This is a genomic window from Enterobacter cloacae complex sp. 372C4 (assembly GCF_050030615.1).
GTDB lineage: Bacteria > Pseudomonadota > Gammaproteobacteria > Enterobacterales > Enterobacteriaceae > Enterobacter > Enterobacter intestinihominis.
The window spans coordinates 1-22,147 of record NZ_JBLGUQ010000003.1 but is presented as its reverse complement, the minus strand read 5'-3'; the positions used below and the strand labels follow the sequence as shown (position 1 = coordinate 22,147).

At 56.1% G+C, this 22,147-nt stretch carries 20 protein-coding genes and 1 pseudogene; 12 read left to right on the top strand and 9 right to left on the bottom strand.

Annotated features, from left to right (window positions below; all coding sequences use genetic code 11):
* Nucleotides 1-20: 20 nt before the first annotated feature.
* The 4 genes from tsaB to rnd all read left to right on the top strand — a co-directional run bounded on the left by tsaB (nucleotide 21) and on the right by rnd (nucleotide 4,423).
* Complete coding sequence (tsaB, locus tag ACQG11_RS25270) at nucleotides 21-716, top strand: tRNA (adenosine(37)-N6)-threonylcarbamoyltransferase complex dimerization subunit type 1 TsaB (protein ID WP_023300348.1); 696 nt, start codon at nucleotides 21-23, stop codon at nucleotides 714-716.
* A 37-nt stretch (nucleotides 717-753) separates the two neighbouring features.
* Nucleotides 754-1,335 carry a Slp family lipoprotein gene (locus tag ACQG11_RS25265; RefSeq protein ID WP_023300347.1) on the top strand — a complete coding sequence of 194 codons (582 nt, stop codon included), beginning with the start codon at nucleotides 754-756 and terminating at the stop codon, nucleotides 1,333-1,335.
* 203 nt (nucleotides 1,336-1,538) lie between these two features.
* On the top strand, nucleotides 1,539-3,224 hold the full coding sequence (fadD, locus tag ACQG11_RS25260; protein WP_074132809.1) for a long-chain-fatty-acid--CoA ligase FadD: 1,686 nt from the start codon (nucleotides 1,539-1,541) through the stop codon (nucleotides 3,222-3,224).
* 83 nt (nucleotides 3,225-3,307) lie between these two features.
* Nucleotides 3,308-4,423: a ribonuclease D gene (gene rnd, locus ACQG11_RS25255; protein WP_123059168.1), complete on the top strand. Its 1,116-nt coding sequence runs from the start codon at nucleotides 3,308-3,310 to the stop codon at nucleotides 4,421-4,423.
* Nucleotides 4,424-4,509: 86 nt separating this feature from the next.
* Here the strand turns inward: rnd and minE are convergent, their stop codons facing one another.
* The 3 genes from minE to minC are packed head-to-tail and all read right to left on the bottom strand — an operon-like array spanning nucleotide 4,510 to nucleotide 6,322.
* The gene (minE, locus tag ACQG11_RS25250) at nucleotides 4,510-4,776 is read right to left on the bottom strand and encodes a cell division topological specificity factor MinE (protein ID WP_003859937.1); all 267 of its coding nucleotides are present in this window, start codon (nucleotides 4,774-4,776) and stop codon (nucleotides 4,510-4,512) included.
* A 3-nt stretch (nucleotides 4,777-4,779) separates the two neighbouring features.
* Nucleotides 4,780-5,592: a septum site-determining protein MinD gene (gene minD / locus ACQG11_RS25245; RefSeq protein WP_003859938.1), complete on the bottom strand. Its 813-nt coding sequence runs from the start codon at nucleotides 5,590-5,592 to the stop codon at nucleotides 4,780-4,782.
* A 22-nt stretch (nucleotides 5,593-5,614) separates the two neighbouring features.
* Entirely contained in the window at nucleotides 5,615-6,322 is a 708-nt protein-coding gene (gene minC, locus ACQG11_RS25240) for a septum site-determining protein MinC (RefSeq protein ID WP_015570311.1), read from the bottom strand.
* Nucleotides 6,323-6,445: 123 nt separating this feature from the next.
* On the opposite strand from minC, the gene ACQG11_RS25235 reads away from it, so the two are divergent.
* From ACQG11_RS25235 to ACQG11_RS25225, 3 genes are all read left to right on the top strand, one after another.
* A complete protein-coding gene (locus ACQG11_RS25235) occupies nucleotides 6,446-6,721 on the top strand; it encodes a YcgL domain-containing protein (RefSeq protein WP_006810982.1) in 276 nt (91 codons plus the stop codon).
* A gap of 47 nt (nucleotides 6,722-6,768) precedes the next feature.
* Entirely contained in the window at nucleotides 6,769-7,428 is a 660-nt protein-coding gene (locus ACQG11_RS25230; protein ID WP_423397660.1) for a fumarylacetoacetate hydrolase family protein, read from the top strand.
* Nucleotides 7,429-7,521: 93 nt separating this feature from the next.
* Nucleotides 7,522-7,962 (top strand): YcgN family cysteine cluster protein, encoded by a 441-nt coding sequence (locus ACQG11_RS25225; protein WP_022648432.1) that lies wholly within the window; start codon nucleotides 7,522-7,524, stop codon nucleotides 7,960-7,962.
* Between the two features lie 99 nt (nucleotides 7,963-8,061).
* Here the strand turns inward: ACQG11_RS25225 and dsbB are convergent, their stop codons facing one another.
* Together dsbB and nhaB are read right to left on the bottom strand one after the other, a co-directional pair.
* Nucleotides 8,062-8,592, bottom strand: a complete 531-nt coding sequence (dsbB, locus tag ACQG11_RS25220; RefSeq protein WP_032622423.1) for a disulfide bond formation protein DsbB — start codon at nucleotides 8,590-8,592, stop codon at nucleotides 8,062-8,064.
* A gap of 46 nt (nucleotides 8,593-8,638) precedes the next feature.
* Nucleotides 8,639-10,177, bottom strand: coding sequence for a Na(+)/H(+) antiporter NhaB (nhaB, locus tag ACQG11_RS25215; protein WP_045308313.1), 1,539 nt, complete (start codon nucleotides 10,175-10,177; stop codon nucleotides 8,639-8,641).
* A 202-nt stretch (nucleotides 10,178-10,379) separates the two neighbouring features.
* Here nhaB and fadR point away from each other — a divergent pair, with 202 nt between their 5' ends.
* Nucleotides 10,380-11,099, top strand: a complete 720-nt coding sequence (gene fadR, locus ACQG11_RS25210) for a fatty acid metabolism transcriptional regulator FadR (RefSeq protein ID WP_015570315.1) — start codon at nucleotides 10,380-10,382, stop codon at nucleotides 11,097-11,099.
* Nucleotides 11,100-11,210: 111 nt separating this feature from the next.
* Here fadR and ACQG11_RS25205 read toward each other — a convergent pair whose 3' ends face one another.
* On the bottom strand, nucleotides 11,211-12,743 hold the full coding sequence (locus ACQG11_RS25205) for a SpoVR family protein (protein WP_022648429.1): 1,533 nt from the start codon (nucleotides 12,741-12,743) through the stop codon (nucleotides 11,211-11,213).
* Between the two features lie 321 nt (nucleotides 12,744-13,064).
* Between ACQG11_RS25205 and ACQG11_RS25200 the strand changes: the two genes are divergently transcribed.
* Nucleotides 13,065-14,363, top strand: coding sequence for a D-amino acid dehydrogenase (locus ACQG11_RS25200; protein WP_022648428.1), 1,299 nt, complete (start codon nucleotides 13,065-13,067; stop codon nucleotides 14,361-14,363).
* 9 nt (nucleotides 14,364-14,372) lie between these two features.
* On the top strand, nucleotides 14,373-15,443 hold the full coding sequence (gene dadX / locus ACQG11_RS25195; protein ID WP_022648427.1) for a catabolic alanine racemase DadX: 1,071 nt from the start codon (nucleotides 14,373-14,375) through the stop codon (nucleotides 15,441-15,443).
* A 162-nt stretch (nucleotides 15,444-15,605) separates the two neighbouring features.
* Here dadX and ACQG11_RS25190 read toward each other — a convergent pair.
* Both ACQG11_RS25190 and ldcA read right to left on the bottom strand, forming a co-directional pair.
* Nucleotides 15,606-17,273, bottom strand: a pseudogene (locus tag ACQG11_RS25190) (potassium/proton antiporter); the annotation flags it as partial.
* A 97-nt stretch (nucleotides 17,274-17,370) separates the two neighbouring features.
* Nucleotides 17,371-18,285, bottom strand: a complete 915-nt coding sequence (ldcA, locus tag ACQG11_RS25185) for a muramoyltetrapeptide carboxypeptidase (protein ID WP_423397661.1) — start codon at nucleotides 18,283-18,285, stop codon at nucleotides 17,371-17,373.
* 107 nt (nucleotides 18,286-18,392) lie between these two features.
* Here ldcA and emtA point away from each other — a divergent pair, with 107 nt between their 5' ends.
* Nucleotides 18,393-19,004, top strand: a complete 612-nt coding sequence (gene emtA / locus ACQG11_RS25180) for a membrane-bound lytic murein transglycosylase EmtA (protein WP_022648424.1) — start codon at nucleotides 18,393-18,395, stop codon at nucleotides 19,002-19,004.
* Nucleotides 19,005-19,041: 37 nt separating this feature from the next.
* Here emtA and ycgR read toward each other — a convergent pair whose 3' ends face one another.
* On the bottom strand, nucleotides 19,042-19,773 hold the full coding sequence (gene ycgR / locus ACQG11_RS25175) for a flagellar brake protein YcgR (RefSeq protein ID WP_022648423.1): 732 nt from the start codon (nucleotides 19,771-19,773) through the stop codon (nucleotides 19,042-19,044).
* A gap of 160 nt (nucleotides 19,774-19,933) precedes the next feature.
* Between ycgR and ACQG11_RS25170 the strand changes: the two genes are divergently transcribed.
* Nucleotides 19,934-22,036, top strand: a complete 2,103-nt coding sequence (locus ACQG11_RS25170) for a TonB-dependent siderophore receptor (RefSeq protein ID WP_426728921.1) — start codon at nucleotides 19,934-19,936, stop codon at nucleotides 22,034-22,036.
* The last annotated feature ends 111 nt before the right edge of the window (nucleotides 22,037-22,147 follow it).

The following is a 22,147-nucleotide window of genomic DNA, read 5'->3' as shown; positions in this document are numbered from 1 at the left end:
TTGCGAGAGCGCGACGACTGATGCGAATTCTGGCTATTGATACCGCGACAGAGGCCTGTTCCGTTGCCCTGTGGAACGACGGTACGACTTTTGCTCATTTCGAAGAGTGCCCACGGGAACACACCCAACGTATTCTGCCCCTGGTAAAAACCATTTTAACCGAGGGCAACACCGCCCTGACTGACCTCGACGCGCTGGCCTACGGCCGTGGCCCGGGCAGCTTTACGGGCGTACGTATCGGGATTGGCATTGCGCAGGGGCTGGCGCTGGGCGCTGACCTGCCGATGATCGGCGTTTCAACGCTTGCGACCATGGCTCAGGGTGCCTGGCGCATGACCGGCGCCAGCCGCGTGCTGGCCGCGATTGATGCCCGCATGGGTGAAGTCTACTGGGCGGAGTACACCCGTGACGAAAACGGCGTCTGGCACGGCGAAGAGTCGGAAGCCGTGCTTAAACCTGAAGCCGTCACCGAGCGCCTGAAACAGCTCACCGGAGAGTGGGCGACGGTCGGAACCGGCTGGCCGGCATGGCCTGAGATGGCGAAGGACACCGGCCTTACGCTGGTGGACGGTAACATGCTCCTGCCTGCCGCCGAAGATATGTTGCCTGTTGCCTGTCAGCAGCTTGCCGCAGGAAAAACCGTGGCCGTTGAACACGCCGAGCCGGTTTATTTACGAAACACCGTCGCGTGGAAGAAACTTCCTGGCCGCGAGTGAATCTCAGTAACAGGAACTGAGAAAAAGGAGTCGCATCATGGCGGTTCAGACTAAAGTTGTACGCTTTTTTATGGCAGGCGCGGTTGCCATAGCACTGAGCGGGTGCGTCACCGTTCCTGATGCGATCAAGGGCACCAGCCCGACGCCACAGCAGGATCTGGTACGCGTGATGAATGCTCCGGAGCTGTATGTCGGGCAGGAAGCGCGCTTTGGCGGCAAGGTGGTTGAAGTGCTAAACCAGCAGGGGAAAACCCGGCTGGAGATTGCCACCGTTCCACTGGACAGCGGCGCACGGCCTGTTCTGGGTGAAGCCTCGCGCGGGCGGATCTACGCTGACGTCAGCGGCTTCCTCGATCCGGTAGATTTCCGCGGGCAGCTGGTGACCGTCGTCGGGCCGATTACCGGTTCGGTGGCGGGGAAAATCGGCAATACGCCATACAAATTTATGACCATGCAGGTGAACGGCTATAAACGCTGGCGTATCGCCCAGCAGGTGGTGATGCCGCCACAGCCAATCGATCCGTGGATGTGGGGTCCGCATCCGTATCGTTACGGCTACGGTGGCTGGGGTTGGTACAATCCAGGCCCTGCACAGGTTCAAACAATTGTAACTGAGTAAGTTACTGTTATTGTTAGGAAAGAGACAGCGGCTCAGCCGCTGTCTCTGTTTTTTTACGGATAAAACGAAAAAAAAGAGTGACGCGCTTCGCAACCTGCAATCTGAACAATTAATAAACTGGTACGCTGAGTTAATATAATGTTAACAAACTGTTTATTATCGGGGCTGTGATGACGACGAACACTCATTTCAGAGGTGATGCATTGAAAAAGGTTTGGCTTAACCGTTATCCCGCGGATGTCCCTGCGGAGATCAATCCTGACCGTTATCAATCCCTGATTGAATTATTTGAACACTCGGTACGGCGCTACGCTGACCAGCCCGCATTTGTGAATATGGGCGAAGTGATGACTTTCCGTAAGCTGGAAGAGCGCAGCCGGGCGTTTGCGGCCTATTTACAGGAAGGGTTGGGCTTGCAGAAAGGGGATCGCGTCGCGCTGATGATGCCAAACCTGCTGCAATACCCGGTGGCGCTGTTCGGGATCCTCAGGGCGGGGATGATCGTGGTTAACGTTAACCCGCTCTATACCCCGCGCGAGCTGGAACATCAGTTGAATGACAGCGGTGCGGCGGCGATTGTGATTGTCTCCAACTTTGCCCACACGCTGGAAAAAGTCGCTGAAAGAACCCAGGTTAAGCACGTCATCCTGACGCGCATGGGCGACCAGCTCTCTACCGCGAAAGGTACGCTGGTCAACTTTGTCGTGAAATACGTTAAGCGGCTGGTGCCGAAATACCACCTGCCGGATGCCATCTCCTTCCGCCGCGCGCTGCATGCGGGCTACCGGATGCAGTACGTTAAGCCGGAGATCGTGTCAGAAGATCTGGCGTTCCTGCAATACACCGGCGGTACCACCGGCGTGGCTAAAGGGGCGATGCTGACCCATCGTAATATGCTGGCGAACCTTGAACAGGTGAACGCCACCTACGGGCCACTGCTGCACCCGGGCAAGGAGCTTGTGATCACCGCGCTTCCGCTGTATCACATTTTTGCGCTGACCATGAACTGCCTGCTGTTTATCGAGCTTGGCGGTCAAAACGTATTGATCACCAACCCGCGCGACATTCCGGGGCTGGTTAAAGAGCTGGCGAAATACCCGTTCACCGCCATGACCGGCGTGAACACCCTGTTTAACGCGCTGCTTAACAATAAAGAGTTCCAGCAGCTCGATTTCTCCACGCTGCATCTTTCTGCGGGCGGCGGGATGCCGGTTCAGCAGGCGGTTGCCGAGCGCTGGGTAAAACTCACCGGACAGTATCTGCTGGAAGGCTATGGTCTGACGGAGTGCGCCCCGCTGGTCAGCGTCAACCCGCATGACATCGACTACCACAGCGGCAGTATCGGTCTGCCGGTCCCGTCGACGGAAGCTAAACTGGTGGACGATGAGGGTAACGAAGTGCCTCACGGCGAACCGGGCGAGCTGTGCGTCAGAGGGCCGCAGGTGATGCTGGGCTACTGGCAGCGCCCAGATGCCACGGATGAGATCATCAAAGACGGCTGGCTGTACACCGGCGACATCGCGGTGATGGATGACGAAGGTTTTCTGCGTATCGTCGATCGCAAGAAAGACATGATCCTCGTTTCCGGTTTCAACGTCTATCCGAACGAAATCGAAGACGTGGTGATGCAGCACAGCGGCGTGCTGGAGGTGGCAGCGGTGGGGGTTCCTTCCGGCAGCAGTGGTGAAGCGGTGAAGATATTTGTGGTCAAGAAAGATCCTTCTCTTACCGAGGAAGCGCTGATAACGTTTTGTCGCCGGCAGCTGACGGGCTATAAAGTGCCGAAGCTGGTGGAATTCCGCGATGAGCTGCCGAAATCCAACGTCGGGAAGATATTACGACGAGAATTACGTGACGAAGCCCGTGCCAAAGTGGACAATAAGGCCTGAGCTTCACGTTAATCGCCCAGACGCCGGTTAAGCCGGCGTTTTTTATGGGCGCAAACAAAAGAGAGTCCGATTTGAATTACCAGATGATCACTACCAACGACGAGCTGGCTTCGCTGTGCGAGGTGACGCGTGATTTCCCCGCTATCGCCCTGGATACGGAATTTGTCCGTACCCGCACGTACTACCCGCAACTGGGCCTGATCCAGATGTATGACGGCAAACACGTGTCGTTGATTGACCCCCTCGGCATTACCGACTGGGCGCCAATGCGCGAGCTGTTGCTTGATACCGCCGTGACCAAATATCTGCACGCCGGCAGTGAAGATCTGGAAGTCTTTCTCAACACCTTTGGCATCATGCCGCAGCCGCTGATTGATACCCAGATCCTCGCGGCGTTCAGCGGTCGTCCGCTCTCCTGGGGCTTCGCGGCGATGGTGGAAGAGTACACCGGTCTGACGCTGGATAAGAGCGAATCGCGTACCGACTGGCTCGCGCGCCCGCTGACGGCGCGTCAGCTTGAATACGCCGCGGCAGATGTATTCTACCTGCTGCCGATTGCTGGCCAGCTTATGAAAGAGGCTGAGGCGTCCGGTTGGCTGTCTGCCGCCCTGGACGAGTGCCGCATGACGCAGCAGCGTCGTCAGGAAGTGGTTGATCCGAAAGAGGCCTGGCGTGACATCACTAACGCCTGGCAGCTGCGCACCCGTCAACTGGCCTGTCTGCAACTGCTGGCTGACTGGCGGCTGCGTAAAGCACGTGAGCGCGATCTGGCGGTTAACTTCGTGGTGCGTGAAGAACACCTGTGGGCGGTAGCGCGCTATATGCCGGGTAGCCTTGGCGAACTGGACAGCATTGGCCTTTCCGGGAGTGAGATCCGTTTCCACGGTAAAACGCTGCTCGCGCTGGTAGAGAAAGCTCAGCAGCTGCCGGAGGACGCACTGCCAGAACCACTGCTTAACCTGATGGATATGCCGGGCTACCGCAAGGCGTTCAAAGATATCAAAGCGCTGGTGCAGACGGTGGCGGGGGAAAGCAAACTGAGCGCCGAGCTGCTGGCTTCACGTCGTCAGATTAACCAGCTGCTGAACTGGCACTGGAAGTTGAAACCGCAAAATGGCTTACCGGAACTGGTCGCCGGATGGCGGGGGGAACTGATGGCTGAACGCCTGAACACCCTGCTGGAAGGGTATCCGCGCTAAAGAATTGTAGCCCCGGTAAGCGCCGCGCCACCGGGGAAATTGCCGGGCGGTACGATGCTTGCCCGGCCTACAAAACCACAAACGGATTAACGTGACTCTTCCGCTTCCGGAAGCGTCACGTTCAGCTCCAGAATCGAAATATCCCCGTCTTTTTGCTCCAACTGAACGGTGACCATTTCCGGGTCAATCTGCACGTATTTGCAGATCACTTCCAGAATGTCTTTGCGCAGCTGCGGCAGGTAGTGCGGTTCGGCGTCGCTACGACGACGTTCCGCCACAATGATTTGCAGACGTTCTTTTGCGATGTTGGCGGTGCTTTTTTTCCGCGAGAGAAAAAAGTCCAGTAATGCCATAACTTATCCTCCGAACAGGCGTTTGAGGAAACCTTTCTTCTCTTCTTCAATGAAGCGGAAAGGACGTTCTTCTCCCAGCAGACGGTCAACGGTATCCGCATACGCTTTACCCGCGTCTGCCTGTGTATCCAGGATCACGGGCTCGCCCTGGTTAGAGGCGCGCAATACGGACTGATCTTCCGGGATCACGCCAACCAGTTTGATGCGCAGGATCTCCAGCACGTCTTCCATGCTCAGCATGTCACCTTTGTTCACCCGACCCGGGTTGTAGCGGGTCAGCAGAAGGTGCTCTTTGATCGGCTCCTGGCCATTTTCCGCGCGACGAGATTTCGAGGCCAGAATGCCGAGAATACGGTCGGAGTCACGTACTGACGAGACTTCCGGGTTAGTAGTGATGATGGCTTCATCCGCGAAGTAGAGCGCCATCAGCGCGCCGGTTTCGATGCCGGCCGGGGAGTCGCAGACCACGAAGTCGAACTCCATCTTTTTCAGATCGTCGAGCACCTTTTCCACGCCTTCACGGGTCAGCGCGTCTTTATCACGGGTCTGGGACGCCGGGAGAATGTAGAGGTTCTCGGTACGCTTATCTTTAATTAGCGCCTGGTTAAGCGTGGCATCGCCCTGAATGACGTTCACGAAGTCATACACCACGCGACGCTCGCAACCCATGATCAGGTCCAGGTTACGCAGACCGATATCGAAGTCGATTACGACGGTTTTCTTTCCCTTCTGGGCCAAACCAGTAGCGATGGCCGCGCTGGAGGTGGTCTTGCCAACGCCTCCTTTACCCGAAGTCACAACAATAATGCGTGCCATAGAAATTCCTTGTTAAAAGGGATCAATTTAACGGTTGAACGGTCAAAGCGTTATCTGCCAGCTGCAGACGAGCCGCTTTGCCATAAAATTCGGCTGGGATTTTATCGCTCAGCCAATATTCACCTGCGATAGACACCAGTTCTGCCGTCAGGTGAGTACAAAAAATTTGTGCTTCTCGATCGCCGCTGGCGCCCGCAAGCGCACGCCCACGCATCATACCGTAAACGTGAATATTGCCGTCTGCAATCAGTTCTGCGCCCGCACTGACGTGGCTTGTAACAATCAGATCACAGTTTGGCGCATAAATGCGCTGACCGGAACGAACCGGCAGATCAATCAATCGCGTTTTTGTGACTGGGGCTACATTTTGCGCCGGAGGCGGGGGAGCGGGAACGGTTGCAGGCGTTGCACGCGGGGCTTTTTCTTTGCCCTCGTTCAACAAGGGCAAACCCGCGCGTTCAATTTCGGCTTTTAACTCTGCGTCTTTGCAGCCGCTAATACCCACGATGCGCAACCCCGTGGAGACGACGGCCTGCTGGAGTCGCTTCCAGTTAACCGGCCCCTCAAGGTCGCTTACATTAACGACAACAGGAGCATGCTTAAGAAAAGCGGGAGCCTGCGCGATTTTGTCTTCTAACGCCTGACGAATAACCTCGGGTTTTGCATCATGCAAATGAACCACTGATAAGGTGAAGCTACTGCCTTTAAGCTCGATGGGCGTATTTGACATCCTGGCCTTACTCAATTTGCTATTAACCGCAACACATCGCCGCGATATTCCGAAGAGTATCAGGCATGTTATAGTCAGGAGTATATTGAGGCAAGCAACCACCCATTAATTCAGAGTAAAAACATGTTTTGTGTGATCTACAGAAGTACCAGCCGCGACCAGACCTACCTTTATGTCGAAAAGAAAGACGATTTTTCCCGCGTGCCTGAGGAATTAATGAAAAGCTTTGGCCGACCGCAACTGGCGATGCTGCTGCCGCTGGACGGCCGTAAGAAGTTGGTGAACGCCGATCTGGAGAAAGTCAAAAAGGCGTTAACCGAGCAGGGCTATTATTTACAGCTTCCGCCGCCACCGGAGAATTTATTAAAACAGCATCTTGAGGTGAGCGGAAAGAAATAAGCCCGGGTCACTCCGGGAACAACTCATCAACCGATTAGGGGTCGACCATGTATCAACATCATAACTGGCAAGGTGCATTACTGGATTATCCCGTCAGCAAAGTGATCTGCGTGGGCAGCAACTATGCAAAACATATTCAGGAGATGGGCAGCGCCGTGCCGGATGAGCCGGTTCTGTTTATTAAGCCAGAAACCGCACTGTGCGATATTCGCCAGCCGCTGGTTCTGCCGCAGGGGCTGGGCTCGGTGCATCATGAAGTGGAGCTGGCGGTGCTGATCGGCGCGACGCTGCGCCAGGCGACCGAAGAGCATGTAGAGAAAGCGATTGCGGGTTACGCTGTCGCGCTCGACCTGACCCTGCGCGACGTCCAGAGCAAAATGAAGAAAGCGGGGCAGCCGTGGGAAAAAGCCAAGGGCTTTGACAATTCATGCCCGATTTCCGGTTTCGTTCCGGTGAGTGAATTTACCGACGACCCGCAGAATACGCCCCTCAGCCTGAAGGTCAACGGCGAGATCCGCCAGCAGGGGACGACCGCTGACATGATCCATAAGATCGTTCCGCTGATTGCCTACATGAGCCGCTTCTTCACCCTGAAACCCGGCGACGTGATCCTTACCGGCACTCCGGAAGGTGTGGGGCCGCTGCACAGTGGCGACGAGCTGGACGTCAGTTTTAACGGCCTGTCGCTGAAAACCCGCGTGCTGTAAAAGCACCTTGCCGCCTGAAAAGGGCGGCAAAACTTGCATCAACGTGCCAGACTCGTTATAAGGTGCGCTCTATTTTGACGTGTGGACATCCCGATGAACGACATTCCTTTCTGGCAAAGCAAAACTCTCGACGACATGACCGACGCGGAGTGGGAATCGTTGTGTGACGGCTGTGGGCAGTGCTGCCTGCATAAGCTGATGGATGAAGATTCGGATGAGATCTATTTCACCAACGTAGCCTGCAAGCAGTTAAACATCAAAACCTGCCAGTGCCGCAACTACGAGCGCCGTTTCGACTATGAGCCGGACTGCATCAAGTTAACCCGTGAAAATCTGCCGACCTTTGAGTGGCTGCCGCATACCTGCGCGTATCGCCTGCTGGCGGAAGGTAAAGATCTGCCCACATGGCATCCGCTGTTGACGGGGTCGAAAGCGGCGATGCACGGCGAGCGTATTTCCGTGCGCCACATTGCGGTGAAAGAGTCCGAGGTGCAGGACTGGGAAGACCACATTATGAATCACCCTAATCGGTGATAATAAAAAACCCGCCGAGGCGGGTTTTTTATTGTGCGCAATTTTGTCGGGTGGCGCTGCGCTTACCCGACCTACAAAACTGACGTTGCCGTTTTGCTTTTACCTTCCAAAAAGATCGCGTTTCTTTGGCTTGAACGGCTGGGCAATCAGCACCAGCAGCGCTACCACGAAGTAGGCGACAAAAATGCCCACCAGCCACTGCGGCATCTCCAGCGTCAGAAACTCCCACTGGCGTACAGAGCAGTCACCGGAGGCCACAAACACCTGCGGCAGCCATTTATCCAGCGGCAGCCAGCTCGGGAAGCGGGCGGCAAAGTCGCAGGTCATAAACGGCGACGGGTGAAGCTGCATCTGGGTGTGCTCCCAGGCAAGCGCAATCCCTTTCCCGGCGCTGTACAGCCAGATGGCAATTGCGGCATAGCGTAACGGTGTTTTAGGTGCAATCGCACCTACCAGACCTGCGCCCATAATGCCGAACAGCGCACAACGCTCATAAATACACAGGACGCAAGGTTTCAGCCCCATCACATGCTGAAACCACAGCGCGACCATTTCCAGCGCAAAGGCGGTCAGGGCCATCAACAACCACGCTCCGCGACCGCGTGAGCACTGGTTCAAAAATCGCAACATAATCATTTCCCTGGAACATGCTTAGACAGCGCAGTGTAAACGAATTTTAATGCGCCGCAAGTATACCTGCTTGCAACAACCATTGCGTACAGGGAACGAGAGTAATTTTGATGCACAGCAAACCAACAAGGGTAAGCACCAGCGTGTACGGCAGCGCCATCCAGACCATTCTTCCATAAGAAAGTCGTATGAGTGGCGCCAGCGCCGAGGTCAGCAGGAAGAGGAAGGCCGCCTGACCGTTCGGGGTTGCCACGGAGGGGAGGTTGGTTCCAGTGTTGATCGCCACCGCCAGCAGCTCGAACTGTTCACTGCTGACAATCCCTTGCTCCATCGCGGCTTTGGCCTCATTGATGTATACCGTCCCGACAAAGACGTTATCGGATATAGAAGACAACAGACCGTTAAACAAATAGAACAGCGTTAGCTGCGAATCTGGCGTGGCCTGAAGCACAAACGCGATGATTGGCGCGAACAGATGTTGGTCAATAATCACCGCCACGACGGCGAAAAACACCGCCAGCAGGGCGGTAAACGGCAGCGCTTCGGTAAAGGCTTTTCCGATAGCATGTTCGTCCGTGACGCCGCTCAGGCTGGTTGCCAGAATAATTACCGACAGACCAATCAGCCCCACCTCGGCAAGGTGGAAGGCCAGCGCAGCGATAAGCCACACGCCGATGATGCCCTGTGCAATCAGGCGCAGCGTCTCCTGGCGCGTGCGTTGTTTGCGGCTCTGCTCGTCAAACTTATGCAGCTCCTGACGGACCTGATCGGGCAACTTCGCGCCATACCCAAAAAGGTTGAATTTTTCGACCAGCACGCAGGTCGCTAAGCCGCAGATCAAAACGGGCACGCTGACCGGCGCCATGCGCAGGAAAAATTCGCCAAAATGCCACTCAGCCGCTTTGGCGATAATCAGGTTTTGCGGCTCTCCAACCATTGTCATCACGCCGCCCAGCGCCGTCCCCACGCCCGCATGCATCATCAGGCTGCGCAGAAACGCGCGGAACTGCTCGAGCACATCGCGGTTGTGCGCCTCAACGTGGCTGTCGTCCTGCAAGTTATCGCCAGGACGAGACGAGGCGACCCGGTGGTAAATACCGTAAAAGCCGACGGCGACGCTGATCACCACCGCCACAACCGTCAGCGCATCCAGGAAGGCAGAGAGGAAAGCCGCGGCGAGGCAAAACGCCAGCGAGAGCAGCGTTTTCGACGGAATGCTCAGCAGCAGACGGGTGAAGATAAACAGCAGAAGCTGCTTCATAAAGTAGATCCCCGCCACCATGAAGATCAGCAGTAGCAGGACTTCAAGATTCGACGCAATCTCGTTTTTAACATGCTCCGCGCTGGTCATTCCAATGACCACGGCTTCCAGCGCCAGCAGCCCGCCGGGCAGCAGCGGATAGCACTTCAATGCCATCGCCAGGGTAAAGATAAACTCGGCGACCAACATCCACCCGGCAACGAAGGGATCCAGCAAAAAGATAACGGGATTAACGACCAGGAATACCAGTAGAGTGAGTTTGTACCAGTCAGGTGACTGACCTAAAAAGTTGCGCCACAGCGCGCGCCCAAATGAAATTTCCACGACAGACGTCCTTTCCCCGTCAAATAAGACAAGACATCAGTATACGCAAAAACGGCGGCGGAGAGGGGGATAAAGCCATTTTGTAAATTTCATAAAAATGAAACGGCGATCCCTCTTTTCTGTCTCTGCTGCGCTATCTGCCTCTGCGCGCCTCTGGTATGATGAGTGCAATTTGCTAAAGCTGTGTAATGGAAATCTCACTATGGTCATTAAGGCGCAGAGCCCGGCGGGTTTCGCGGAAGAGTACATCATTGAAAGCATCTGGAATAATCGTTTCCCTGCGGGATCAATTCTACCTGCTGAACGCGAACTCTCTGAACTGATTGGCGTCACCCGTACCACGCTGCGAGAAGTGCTCCAGCGTCTGGCGCGCGATGGCTGGTTGACGATACAGCATGGCAAACCCACTAAGGTGAATAACTTCTGGGAAACGTCCGGGCTGAATATTCTGGAAACGCTGGCGCGTCTCGATCACGAAAGCGTACCGCAGCTGATTGACAATCTGCTTTCGGTGCGCACCAACATCGCTACCATTTTCATCCGCACCGCGTTTCGTCAGCATCCTGAAGATGCGCTGAAGGTGCTTGCCACCGCCAATGAGGTGGAAGACCACGCGGACGCCTTTGCGACCCTCGACTACAACGTGTTCCGCGGTCTGGCGTTTGCTTCCGGCAATCCGGTTTACGGTCTGATCCTGAATGGAATGAAAGGGTTATATACACGCATTGGTCGTCACTACTTTGCCAACCCTGAAGCCCGCAGCCTGGCGCTCGGCTTCTACCATAAACTGAGCAAGCTCTGCACCGAAGGGCTGCACGATCAGGTCTATGAAACGGTGCGTCGTTATGGCCACGACTCCGGTGAAATCTGGCACCGAATGCAGAAAACCCTGCCGGGTGATTTAGCGATTCAGAGTCGCTGAAATAAAAAACCTCTCGATTGAGAGGTTTTTTTCGCCCGGTGGCGCTTCGCTTACCGGGCCTACAAAACCCGTAGGCCGGGTAAGGCGTAGCCGCCACCCGGCTAAAACTCACTACAACGTATTCAACCGCGCCGGACACCGCTCCAGCAGCTCCACGCTGCCATCTTCATTCTGCTGCTCCAGCGACACGTCAAATCCCCACAGGCGATGCACATGCTTCAGCACTTCCTTACGCCCCTTATCCAGCGGCGCGCGGTTGTGAGGGATATAGCGCAGCGTCAAAGAGCGGTCACCGCGCAGATCCACATTCCAGACCTGAATGTTCGGTTCAAGATTGCTCAGGTTGTACTGAGACGACAGGCGCGAGCGGATCTCACGATAGCCCTCTTCGTTGTGGATCGCAGAGATCTCCAGGTAGTTGTTGCGGTCATCATCCAGTACGGTGAAGAAGCGGAAATCACGCATGATTTTCGGCGACATGAACTGGCTGATAAAGCTCTCATCCTTAAAATCACGCATCGCGAAGTGCAGCGTTTCCAGCCAGTCAGAACCGGCAATATCCGGGAACCAGTATTTGTCCTCTTCGGTGGGCGACTGGCAGATACGCTTGATATCCTGGAACATGGCAAAGCCGAGTGCGTACGGGTTAATGCCGCTGTACCACGGGCTGTTATACGCTGGCTGGAATACCACGTTGGTGTGGCTGTGCAGAAACTCCATCATAAACCGCTCGGTGACTTTTCCTTCGTCATACAGGTGGTTAAGAATGGTGTAGTGCCAGAAGGTCGCCCAGCCTTCGTTCATCACCTGGGTCTGCTTCTGAGGATAGAAATACTGGCTCACCTTGCGCACGATGCGCAAGATCTCACGCTGCCACGGCTCCAGCAGTGGGGCGTTCTTCTCCATAAAGTAGAGCAGGTTTTCCTGCGGCTCGGAAGGGTAACGACGCGCCTCGGCGACGGTTTTCTCCTCCTCACGTTTCGGCAGGGTGCGCCACAGCATATTCACCTGGCTTTGCAGATACTCCTCGCGGCTCTTCTGCCGGGCTTTCTCTTCCTGCAATGAGATCTTCTGCGGACGCTTATAGCGGTCAACGCCGTAATTCATCAGCGCGTGGCAGGAGTCCAGCAGCTTCTCTACCTCGTCCACGCCGTAGCGCTCTTCGCAGTCGGTAATGTATTTGCGGGCGAAGATAAGGTAATCGACGATGGAGCTGGCGTCCGTCCAGCTGCGGAACAGATAGTTATTTTTGAAGAACGAGTTATGTCCATAGCAGGCGTGCGCCATCACCAGCGCCTGCATGGTAATGGTGTTCTCCTCCATCAGATAGGCAATACACGGGTTAGAGTTAATAACGATTTCATACGCCAGCCCCTGCTGTCCGTGCTTATACAGTCGCTCCGTTTCAATGAATTTTTTACCAAACGACCAGTGCGGATAGTTAATCGGCATCCCGACGCTGGAGTAAGCGTCCATCATCTGTTCCGAGGTGATGACTTCAATCTGATGGGGATAGGTGTCCAGACGATAGAGTTTGGCCACCCGGTCGATCTCCGCCAGGTAGACATCCAGCAACTCGAAGGTCCAGTCGGGTCCATCGCTCAGACGGGTGCTGTCCCTTGACATGGAATCTAGTGTAGCCATTAGCGCGCCCTCGTTGTTGGTCGCTCTCTCTGACTGGAGAGCCTCCTTTCAAGCATAGATCACCCCATTCAAATACGCGGGGCGCAGAAATTTTTTCTTTGCGATTTCCCGTTTTCGATACGGCAAAAAAAGCGGTGCTAGCAGAATTTTCTACTGGTTAAAAATAACGCGCAGCAGGAGATCCCAAATAAGCGCCATCCCCTGATACAGCGGGATATGTGAGTTGAGTCACCATAAAAAAGTCATATGTTGAATAATATTTTCAGCTAGGTTATCAATCTGTAATTAGATGATTGTTCTTTTGCTCATAATGGAGTGGCTATGCGTGTTGTCATACTGGGAAGTGGTGTCGTTGGCGTAACCAGCGCCTGGTATTTAAGTCAGGCGGGACATGAGGTTACCGTTATCGATCGCGAATCCGGTCCGGCGCTGGAAACCAGTGCGGCGAATGCGGGGCAGATCTCCCCGGGCTACGCTGCGCCGTGGGCGGCCCCGGGCGTTCCGCTGAAGGCGATCAAATGGATGTTTCAGCGACATGCGCCGCTGGCGATAAGCCTTGACGGCACACAGTTCCAGCTTAAGTGGATGTGGCAGATGCTGCGCAACTGCGACACCCGCCACTACATGGAAAACAAAGGGCGCATGGTGCGCCTCGCAGAATACAGCCGCGATTGCCTGAAAGCGCTGCGTTCCTCAACGGGGATCGAATATGAAGGGCGCCAGGGCGGCACACTTCAGCTGTTCCGTACCGCGCAACAGTACGAAAACGCGACCCGCGATATCGCCGTGCTTGAAGATGCGGGCGTACCCTATCAGCTGCTGGAAGCCAGCCAACTTGCCCAGGTGGAGCCAGCACTTGCCGAGGTCGCGCACAAGCTGACGGGCGGCCTGCGTTTACCGAACGATGAAACCGGCGACTGCCAGCTTTTCACCCAGCGTCTGGCGCGCATGTGTGAGCAGGCCGGGGTGAAATTCCGCTTCAACACCTCTGTCGACAAGCTGCTGTCGGAAGGGGAGAAGATTTACGGCGTGAAGTGTGGAGAAGAGGTGATCAAAGCCGATGCTTACGTGATGGCGTTCGGATCCTATTCTACCGCGATGCTGAAAGGGATCCTGGATATCCCGGTCTATCCGCTGAAAGGCTACTCCCTGACCATTCCCGTGAAAGAGGACAGCGGCGCGCCAGTATCAACCATTCTTGATGAAACTTACAAAATCGCCATCACCCGTTTCGATAACCGGATCCGCGTCGGCGGCATGGCGGAAATCGTGGGCTTCAATACCGAACTGCTCAAACCACGTCGTGAAACGCTGGAGATGGTCGTCGGCGATCTCTTCCCGCGCGGCGGTTTCATTGAGCAGGCGACGTTCTGGACCGGCCTGCGTCCAATGACCCCGGACGGCACGCCGATTGTGGGCCGTACGCCTTACAAAAATCTGTGGACAAATACCGGCCACGGTACGCTTGGCTGGACCATGGCCTGCGGTTCGGGCCAGCTGCTTAGCGACCTGATTTCCGGGCGGACGCCGGCAATTCCGTTTGACGATTTGAGCGCCGCACGCTATCAATCAGGGTTTACCCCCTCGCGTCCACAACACCTGCACGGCGCGCATAATTAAGGAGTCGTCATGTCCCGTCCCATTCTGGCCCAGCTGGATTTGCAGGCGCTGAAGGATAACCTGCAAATTGTTCGTCGTGCTGCGCCGGGTTCTCGTGTCTGGTCGGTGGTGAAAGCCAACGCCTACGGTCATGGTATCGACCGTATCTGGAGTGCGCTCGGCGCCACAGACGGTTTTGCCTTGCTGAATCTGGAAGAGGCCATCCTGCTGCGTGAGCGCGGCTGGAAAGGACCGATCCTGCTGCTGGAAGGATTCTTCCATGCGCAAGATCTGCCTCTGCTGGATAAGTACCGCCTGACGACCAGCGTTCACAGTAACTGGCAAATCAAGGCCATTCAGGACGCGAAGCTGCATGCCCCGCTGGATATCTATCTCAAAGTGAACAGCGGTATGAATCGTCTGGGCTTCCAGCCTGAACGTGTGCACACGGTCTGGCAGCAGCTTCGTGCGCTGAAAAACGTCGGTGAGATGACGCTGATGGCGCATTTTGCCGATGCGGAAAAGCCGGACGGCATTGCCGATGCTATGGTCCGCATTGAGCAGGCGGCAGAAGGGCTGGACTGTCCGCGCTCGCTGTCGAACTCAGCGGCAACGCTCTGGCATCCCGAGGCGCATTACAACTGGGTGCGCCCGGGGATCGTTCTGTACGGCGCGTCACCCTCAGGTCAGTGGCAGGATATCGCCAACAGCGGCCTGAAGCCGGTGATGACGTTACGAAGCGAAATTATCGGCGTGCAAACCCTGAAAGCGGGCGATACGGTGGGCTATGGCAGCCGCTATCGGGCAGCGGGCGAACAGCGTATCGGTATCGTGGCGGGGGGCTATGCAGACGGTTATCCGCGCATCGCCCCGAGCGGCACGCCGGTGTGGGTCGATGGCGTGCGTACGGGCACGGTAGGCACCGTCTCAATGGACATGTTGGCTATTGATTTGACGCCATGTCCTCAGGCGGGGATCGGCTCACCGGTTGAGCTGTGGGGCAACGAGGTTAAAATTGATGATGTGGCCGCTGCGGCGGGCACTGTCGGGTATGAACTGATGTGCGCGCTGGCGTCAAGAGTGCCGGTTGTGACGGTGTAACATGTGTGTGTGCCGGGTGGCGGCTTCGCCTTACCCGGCCTACAAAAGCCCGAACGTAGGCCGGGTAAGCGTTAGCGCCACCCGGCAAGAAAGCAGCTACTCCGCCTCCTCCTCCATCGGCCTTACGCCGACTTTGCGCACCGCGTTATCCTCTTTCTCGGCCACCGTCCAGACCATCCCGGCAAACTCCACCTGGTCACCGACGACCGGTGCAGCCCCTAATAATTGCTGAATAATCTCGCCCAGTGTTTGCTGGTTATCGCGATTCTCCATTCCTCCCTCCAGCCCATAAATCAGCGCCACATCCGCAAAGCGGGCGCTGGCTTCGAGGATAAAATCGCCGAAGAAACGCTGATCCAGCGCCACCGGGGGCGACTGGCTGAACAGCTTGCCAAGGGCAGGCAGGTCGCGCTCGCGGCCAATCACGCAGAGGATATCGTTCTCTCGCAGCCGCGTGCTGCCGGTCGGGTGAAGCAGGGCGTTATCCCGGAACAGGGCGGCAATACGCGTTTCAGCGGGCATATGCAGATCGCGTAGCGAAGCACCCACGCACCACTTATCGGCGCTTAGCTGATAGACAAACTGTTCCCACGGGTTGTCTGGGTGAATATCCAGCCCCACGCGGGAGACCGGCCAGCCAACGGGCGGTACCACCACTTTGGCTTTTTTCGCCGCCCAGCCCAGCGACGTCCCCTGGAACAGCAGCGATACCAGCACCACAAAGAAGGCGACGTTGAAGAACAGACGAGCGTTGTCCAGCCCGGCCATCATCGGGAAAACCGCCAGGATAATCGGCACCGCGCCGCGCAGCCCCACCCAACTGATAAATATCCGCTCACGCAGGTTAAACCCGCGGAACGGCAGCAGCCCGGCAAACACCGACAGCGGACGGGCGATGAAGATCATCCAGGCCGACAAAAGCAGCGCTGGCACGACGATAGGCAGCAGGTCGGAAGGCGTCACCAGCAGGCCCAGCACCAGGAACATGGCGATCTGTGCCAGCCAGGCCAGCCCGTCAAAGTTTTGCAGTATCGCATAACGGTTACGAATCGGTCGGTTGCCCAGCAGGAATCCACAGAGGTAAACCGCCAGAATACCGCTGCCGTCCAGCGCGGTGGTGACGGCAAAGATCAGGATCCCGCCGCTCAGGGCCAGCAGCGGGTAAAGGCCGGAAGGCAGCGTAATACGGTTGATTGTCTGCTGTAACAGGTAACCGCCGCCGAGACCAATGATAATCCCGAGGCCAAACTGCTGGAGGATGTGCCAGGCGAACATCCAGCTCAGGCCAGTTTCGTGCTGCTGGATCATCTCAATCAGGGTGATGGTCAGGAACACCGCCATCGGATCGTTGCTGCCGGATTCAATCTCAAGCGTGGAGCCAACGCGCTCGTTCAGCCCCTTGCCGCCGAGCAGCGAGAACACCGCCGCCGCATCGGTAGAGCCGACAATCGCGCCAATAAGCAGGCCTTCCATCATATCGAGGTTAAACAGCCAGGCTGCCATCATACCGGTCAGGCCGGAGGTGATTAGCACGCCGACGGTAGCCAGAGACAGCGCCGGGCCTAAGGCAACGCGAAACGAACTTGCCTGGGTGCGCATGCCGCCGTCCAGCAAGATCACCGCCAGCGCGAGGTTACTTACCATATAGGCGAAAGGGTAATTATCGAAGGGGATACCGCCGATTCCGTCAACCCCCGCCAGCATGCCGATAGCCAGGAAAATGACAAGAATAGGTATGCCAAGGCGCGATGAAAATGAACTTAATAAAATGCTGAAGGTTACCAGGATGGAACCCAGAATGAAAAGACTGATTATCGCTGTGGCACTCAATGTCGTCTTACTCCCACCTCAATGTGAACGCTGTTATTAAAACCCTAACATATTAACAACTGTATCTGCGTTTTATTGAGGGGGAATAACGGCTTTTTTATGCCTTTAAGACCGGATGATCGCTGATTGTTAACCGACTGCCTGAATTACCGTGTACAAGGTGCGCCCGGGCACCCAGTGGCAAGGTAACGGTTTGCTGCTCATGGCCGAAATTCAGACCGGCAATCACCGGAATATCCAGCCGGGAACGAATGAAATCGACCATCGTCTCCAGCGTGTAGCCCGCGTCGTAATCGTTGGGGGCTGACCCGCTGAAACTGCCCAGCACAATGGCCGACTGCCGATCCAGGATCCCGGCGTGATAAAGCTGTAACAGCATGCGTTCGACGCGGAACGGGTGTTCGTTGATATCTTCCAGCACCAGAATGCCGTCCTCGATCTGCGGCAGCCACGGTGTCCCAATCAGCGATACCAGCATCGCGAGGTTTCCGCCCCACAGCTGCCCTTCACATTCCCAGTGCGGTCCGTTGCCTTGCCACTCGACGGTGAACGTCGGGTTTTGCAGGGCGCGCCAGAAATGGTCCTGCGTAAACGCATCCAGCTCCGGCGCACCAAAGTTGCCGGCCAGCATCGGACCGCTAAAGGTAATGACGTTATGCAACGCCAGCAGGCCGAGCTGGATCGCCGTGAAATCGCTGTGTCCGCAGATTAACAGCGGATCCTGCTGCTGGCGTGCGGCCAGCCCGGCCCAGTCGATGCTCTCCAGCAGCCGGCTTGCGCCATAGCCGCCGCGCACGGCCAGCACAATAGTGTTTTCACCTTCCAGCGTCGCCAGGCTGTTGATATCGTTCAGTCTCTGCGCCTCCGTACCGGCAAAACGCTGCATGCGGCGGGGGATAATTGTCTGATTTTCTACCTGATGGCCCATTTCCAGCAGGCGCTGAACGCCCCGCTGTGCCGCCTCCTGGTTGATGCAGTAGCCCGACGGTGCGATGAGATGAAACTGAGGCATGGCAATTCCTTGCTGAATGAGAATCTAATTGTCTATATCATGCCGCTTATACGCCGCCTGCTTCAAGGGGCGACGTACCGCGATGACCGGCTATAAGGATAGATGACGTGAAATTGAGATGGTTTGCTTTTTTGATTGTGTTGCTCGCTGGCTGTAGTTCAAAACATGATTATAAAAATCCCCCCTGGAATCCTGAAGTCCCGGTAAAGCGGGCCATGCAGTGGATGCCGATCAGCGAACAAGCCGGGAAGGCCTGGGGCGTGAGTCCGCGCCTGATCACCGCGATCATCGCCGTGGAGTCCGGCGGGAACCCGACGCTGGTGAGTAAATCGAATGCGGTGGGGCTGATGCAGTTAAAAGCCTCTACGGCGGGAAGAGAGGTCTATCGCTACATGGGCTGGAAGGGACAGCCATCCACCAGCGAGCTGAAAAACCCGGAACGTAATATCTCTATGGGAACCGCTTACCTGAGCATTCTGGAGCATGGCATTCTGAAGGGGATTGACGATCCGGAAGTGATGCAATATGCGCTGGTGGTGTCGTACGTTAACGGAGCTGGCGCGCTGCTCCGAACCTTCTCATCCGATCGCAAAGAGGCGATAGAAGAAATTAACGATATGGATAAAGATGAATTCTTCGAACACGTTGTGAAGAATCATCCGTCAGCACAGGCTCCACGTTATATCTGGAAAGTACAGAAAGCAATGGACGCCATGTAACGTCTTTGTCGGGCGGCAGCACGCTGCCCGACGCCTTTCAGCGCACTTTATTCGCGCGTTCCCGCGCTTCACGCTCCAGTGAAAAAATGATGCGCTGTAGTTCGCGCTCGGCGCCTGGCCCGACATTCAGAAAGCGAAAACTCAGTCGCGGCGTGGTAATGGTTTCGTTTTTGCCGTCCACCACCTTGCGCTCGCTGATGGCAATCAGCTGGGCGTCAAACCAGAAGCGTCCCCATCCGCCCATATCCAGCTCGATCTGACTAAAACGCATACCTTCCACCAGCCCTTCCGGCTTCGGCATATCCATCAACGCTCCCATGCCGCCCAGCGACAGGTCGAAGAGACGAAAGCGGATCTCTTTTTTGTCCGGCATTTTCGCCTTACAGAAGTAGGCCGGGTGAAGCGGGGCGCTGATGCGAAAATACTCGCGGCGCTGCACGAACCAGAGATTAGCGGGCAGGGGGGTGATAAACGCAGGCAAACCCTGGTACACGATCGTGGTCAGGCGAGGCAGTATAAACTCGACTTTAGCCCCCTGCGTTTCGGCCATCACCGAGAGGTTTTCTGCCTGTAGCGCGGCACGGTTTTCATCGCTCTGGCTACCCAGATCCACGATCAGGTGTTCTGCCGTCACGTCCAGGATCTTGCTGATAAACTGGCTGGTTGACCAGTTGATGCGCAGCGGCACCTCGCCCTTTTTCAGGTCGCGTAACACCCCTAATACAGCCAGCGGATTTTGTTTCAGGAACTGCTCACTGTAGCTACTCACGCCAGATGGCTCCTCGATAGATGACAGACTGTCTCTGGGTTATCGGCACGCTGGCATGAAACTTAATACAAACGATCTGTTTTTCTCCGCTGATATTGATTCGGTAATAAAAATGATAATAATTGTCGTTCCCAATATCATCTAATAATAAGACGACACTATGAGCACCTCACGTTTTGCGTTATGCGCGTTGGCAGGCGCCGTCACGCTGGCATTGCAGACACAGGCTTTCGCAGAAGAACCCACCATCGTGGTAACCGGTACAGAGCAGGGCAGCGCGCTCCCTGCCTGGACCAATAGCGCCACGAAATCAGCCGTCGCGGAAAGTAAAACGCCGCAGGTGATCAACACCATCGCCGCTAAAGAGATTGAGCAGCGGCACGCCAGTTCGGTAAACGAGATCCTGCGCTATGCGCCGGGCGTTTCCACGGAGGTGCGCGGGAGCACCTCTTACATGAGCGAGTACAAAATCCGCGGGTTCAACGTCGATCAGGAGTTCTACAACGGCCTGCAACTTCCCTATAACGTCACCGGGAACACCAAAGCGCGAATCGATCCGCTGCTGATTGAGAGCGTCGATATCCTGAAGGGGCCGTCATCCGTGCTGTATGGCGGCGGCTCCCCGGGCGGGCTGGTCAATATTCAGAGTAAAAAGCCGCAGAAAGAGGCGAAAACGGAACTGGGCTTTAATACCGGAAACCGCAATCTGAAAGAGGGGTACCTGGATTCCACGGGGCAGATCGCGAACAGCGACTGGAACTATCGTCTGCTGGGCAAAGCGACGGAAAGTGACGAACAGGCGCACACCACGCGCTATGAAAACTATCTGGTGGCCCCCTCCGTGACCTGGCAGCCGGATGACAAAACGCGCCTGACCATTGACGCGCTGGCGCAAAATACGCCGAGCCTGACGCCGTCTGATCCGATGCCGCTAAGCTATCTGCGGTCTAAATACGCCGATCGTCGTGACTATGCCGGGGATGAGTGGAGCGGCTTCAAACAGCGCCAGTGGATGCTGGGCTACAGCTTTGAGCATGAGTTTGACAGTGGCTGGGGCTTTAACCAGAAAGCGCGCTACTTTGACGTGGATACCCACCAGCGCAGCGCCTATTCCACCGGGACGGGCAGCGAGGTCTTCCAGCTTAACCGCTTCGCCTATACCACGGATGAAGATTTGCAGAGCTTCAACATTGATAACCAGGTTACCCGAACCGTCGCGCTGGGGGACTGGCAACATCATCTGCTGGCGGGCTTTGACTACCAGAAGCTGAACTCTCACTTCCATTATCGTTACGCCTCGTCCACACCGGGTATCGATATGCGCAATCCGGATCACTCGCAGATCGATAACGATGCGCTGGGGCTTGAAACAGCGCAGAAAAACCGTCTCGGCTATCAGCAGAATGGCTATTACCTTCAGGATCAGATTGCGTTTGGCGGGCTTAACGTGCTGGCCAGCCTGCGCTTTGACGACTACCGTTCCGTCACCACCAACTATCTGCAAAACGGTGACAAAGCCTGGGTATCGCAGGATCGCCTCACCAAACGACTGGGGGCGCTTTATGCCTTCGAAAATGGTCTCTCGCCGTTTATCAGCTATTCGGAAGGTTTCGCACCGGTATCGCCGCAGGGTACGCTGACCGCGAAAGACGTTAAGCCCACCACCAGTAAGCAGGTGGAGGGTGGGGTGAAATATCTGCTGGCGGAATATGCAACTACCTTCACCGCCTCGGTGTTTAACATTCGTCAGAAAAATGTGGTGACCAGCGATCCGGGCTTCCTCAACTACCGCCAGACCGGGGAAGTGGAATCGAAAGGCGCGGAGCTTTCCGCTATTAGTCGTCCAACGGATAACCTGACGCTGATTGCCAATTATGCCTACACCCACGCCATCAATACCGAAGATGACAAGTACCAGGGCAAACGACCGACGCAGGTCCCTGAGAACGCCTTTAATCTGTGGGGAGATTACACCTTTGACAGCACGCCGCTGAGAGGGTTAACGCTGGGGGCTGGTGCACGCTACACCGGGCCGATGGAGATCTCGCCAGCCAATGATGCAGGCAAGCTGGGCGGTACGACGCAGTACGATCTGGCGGCATCTTACCGCATGGGCGAACTGGCGCCATCGCTGGAGGGGCTGGCGCTGAAAGCGAGCGCGCAGAACGTCACCAACAAAGAGACGCTCACCTGCTATGACGCGACCAACTGCTGGATAGGCCGCGACCGCACCTTCCAGGTCGGGGCGAGCTACAGCTTCTGAAAAAAGCCCGGTGGCGCTACCGCACTGAACAGTCCCCTCGCCCCTTTGGGGAGAGGGTTAGGGTGAGGGGAACATACGGCGGTGGTGGTCATTCCGTTCACTTTATGTTCC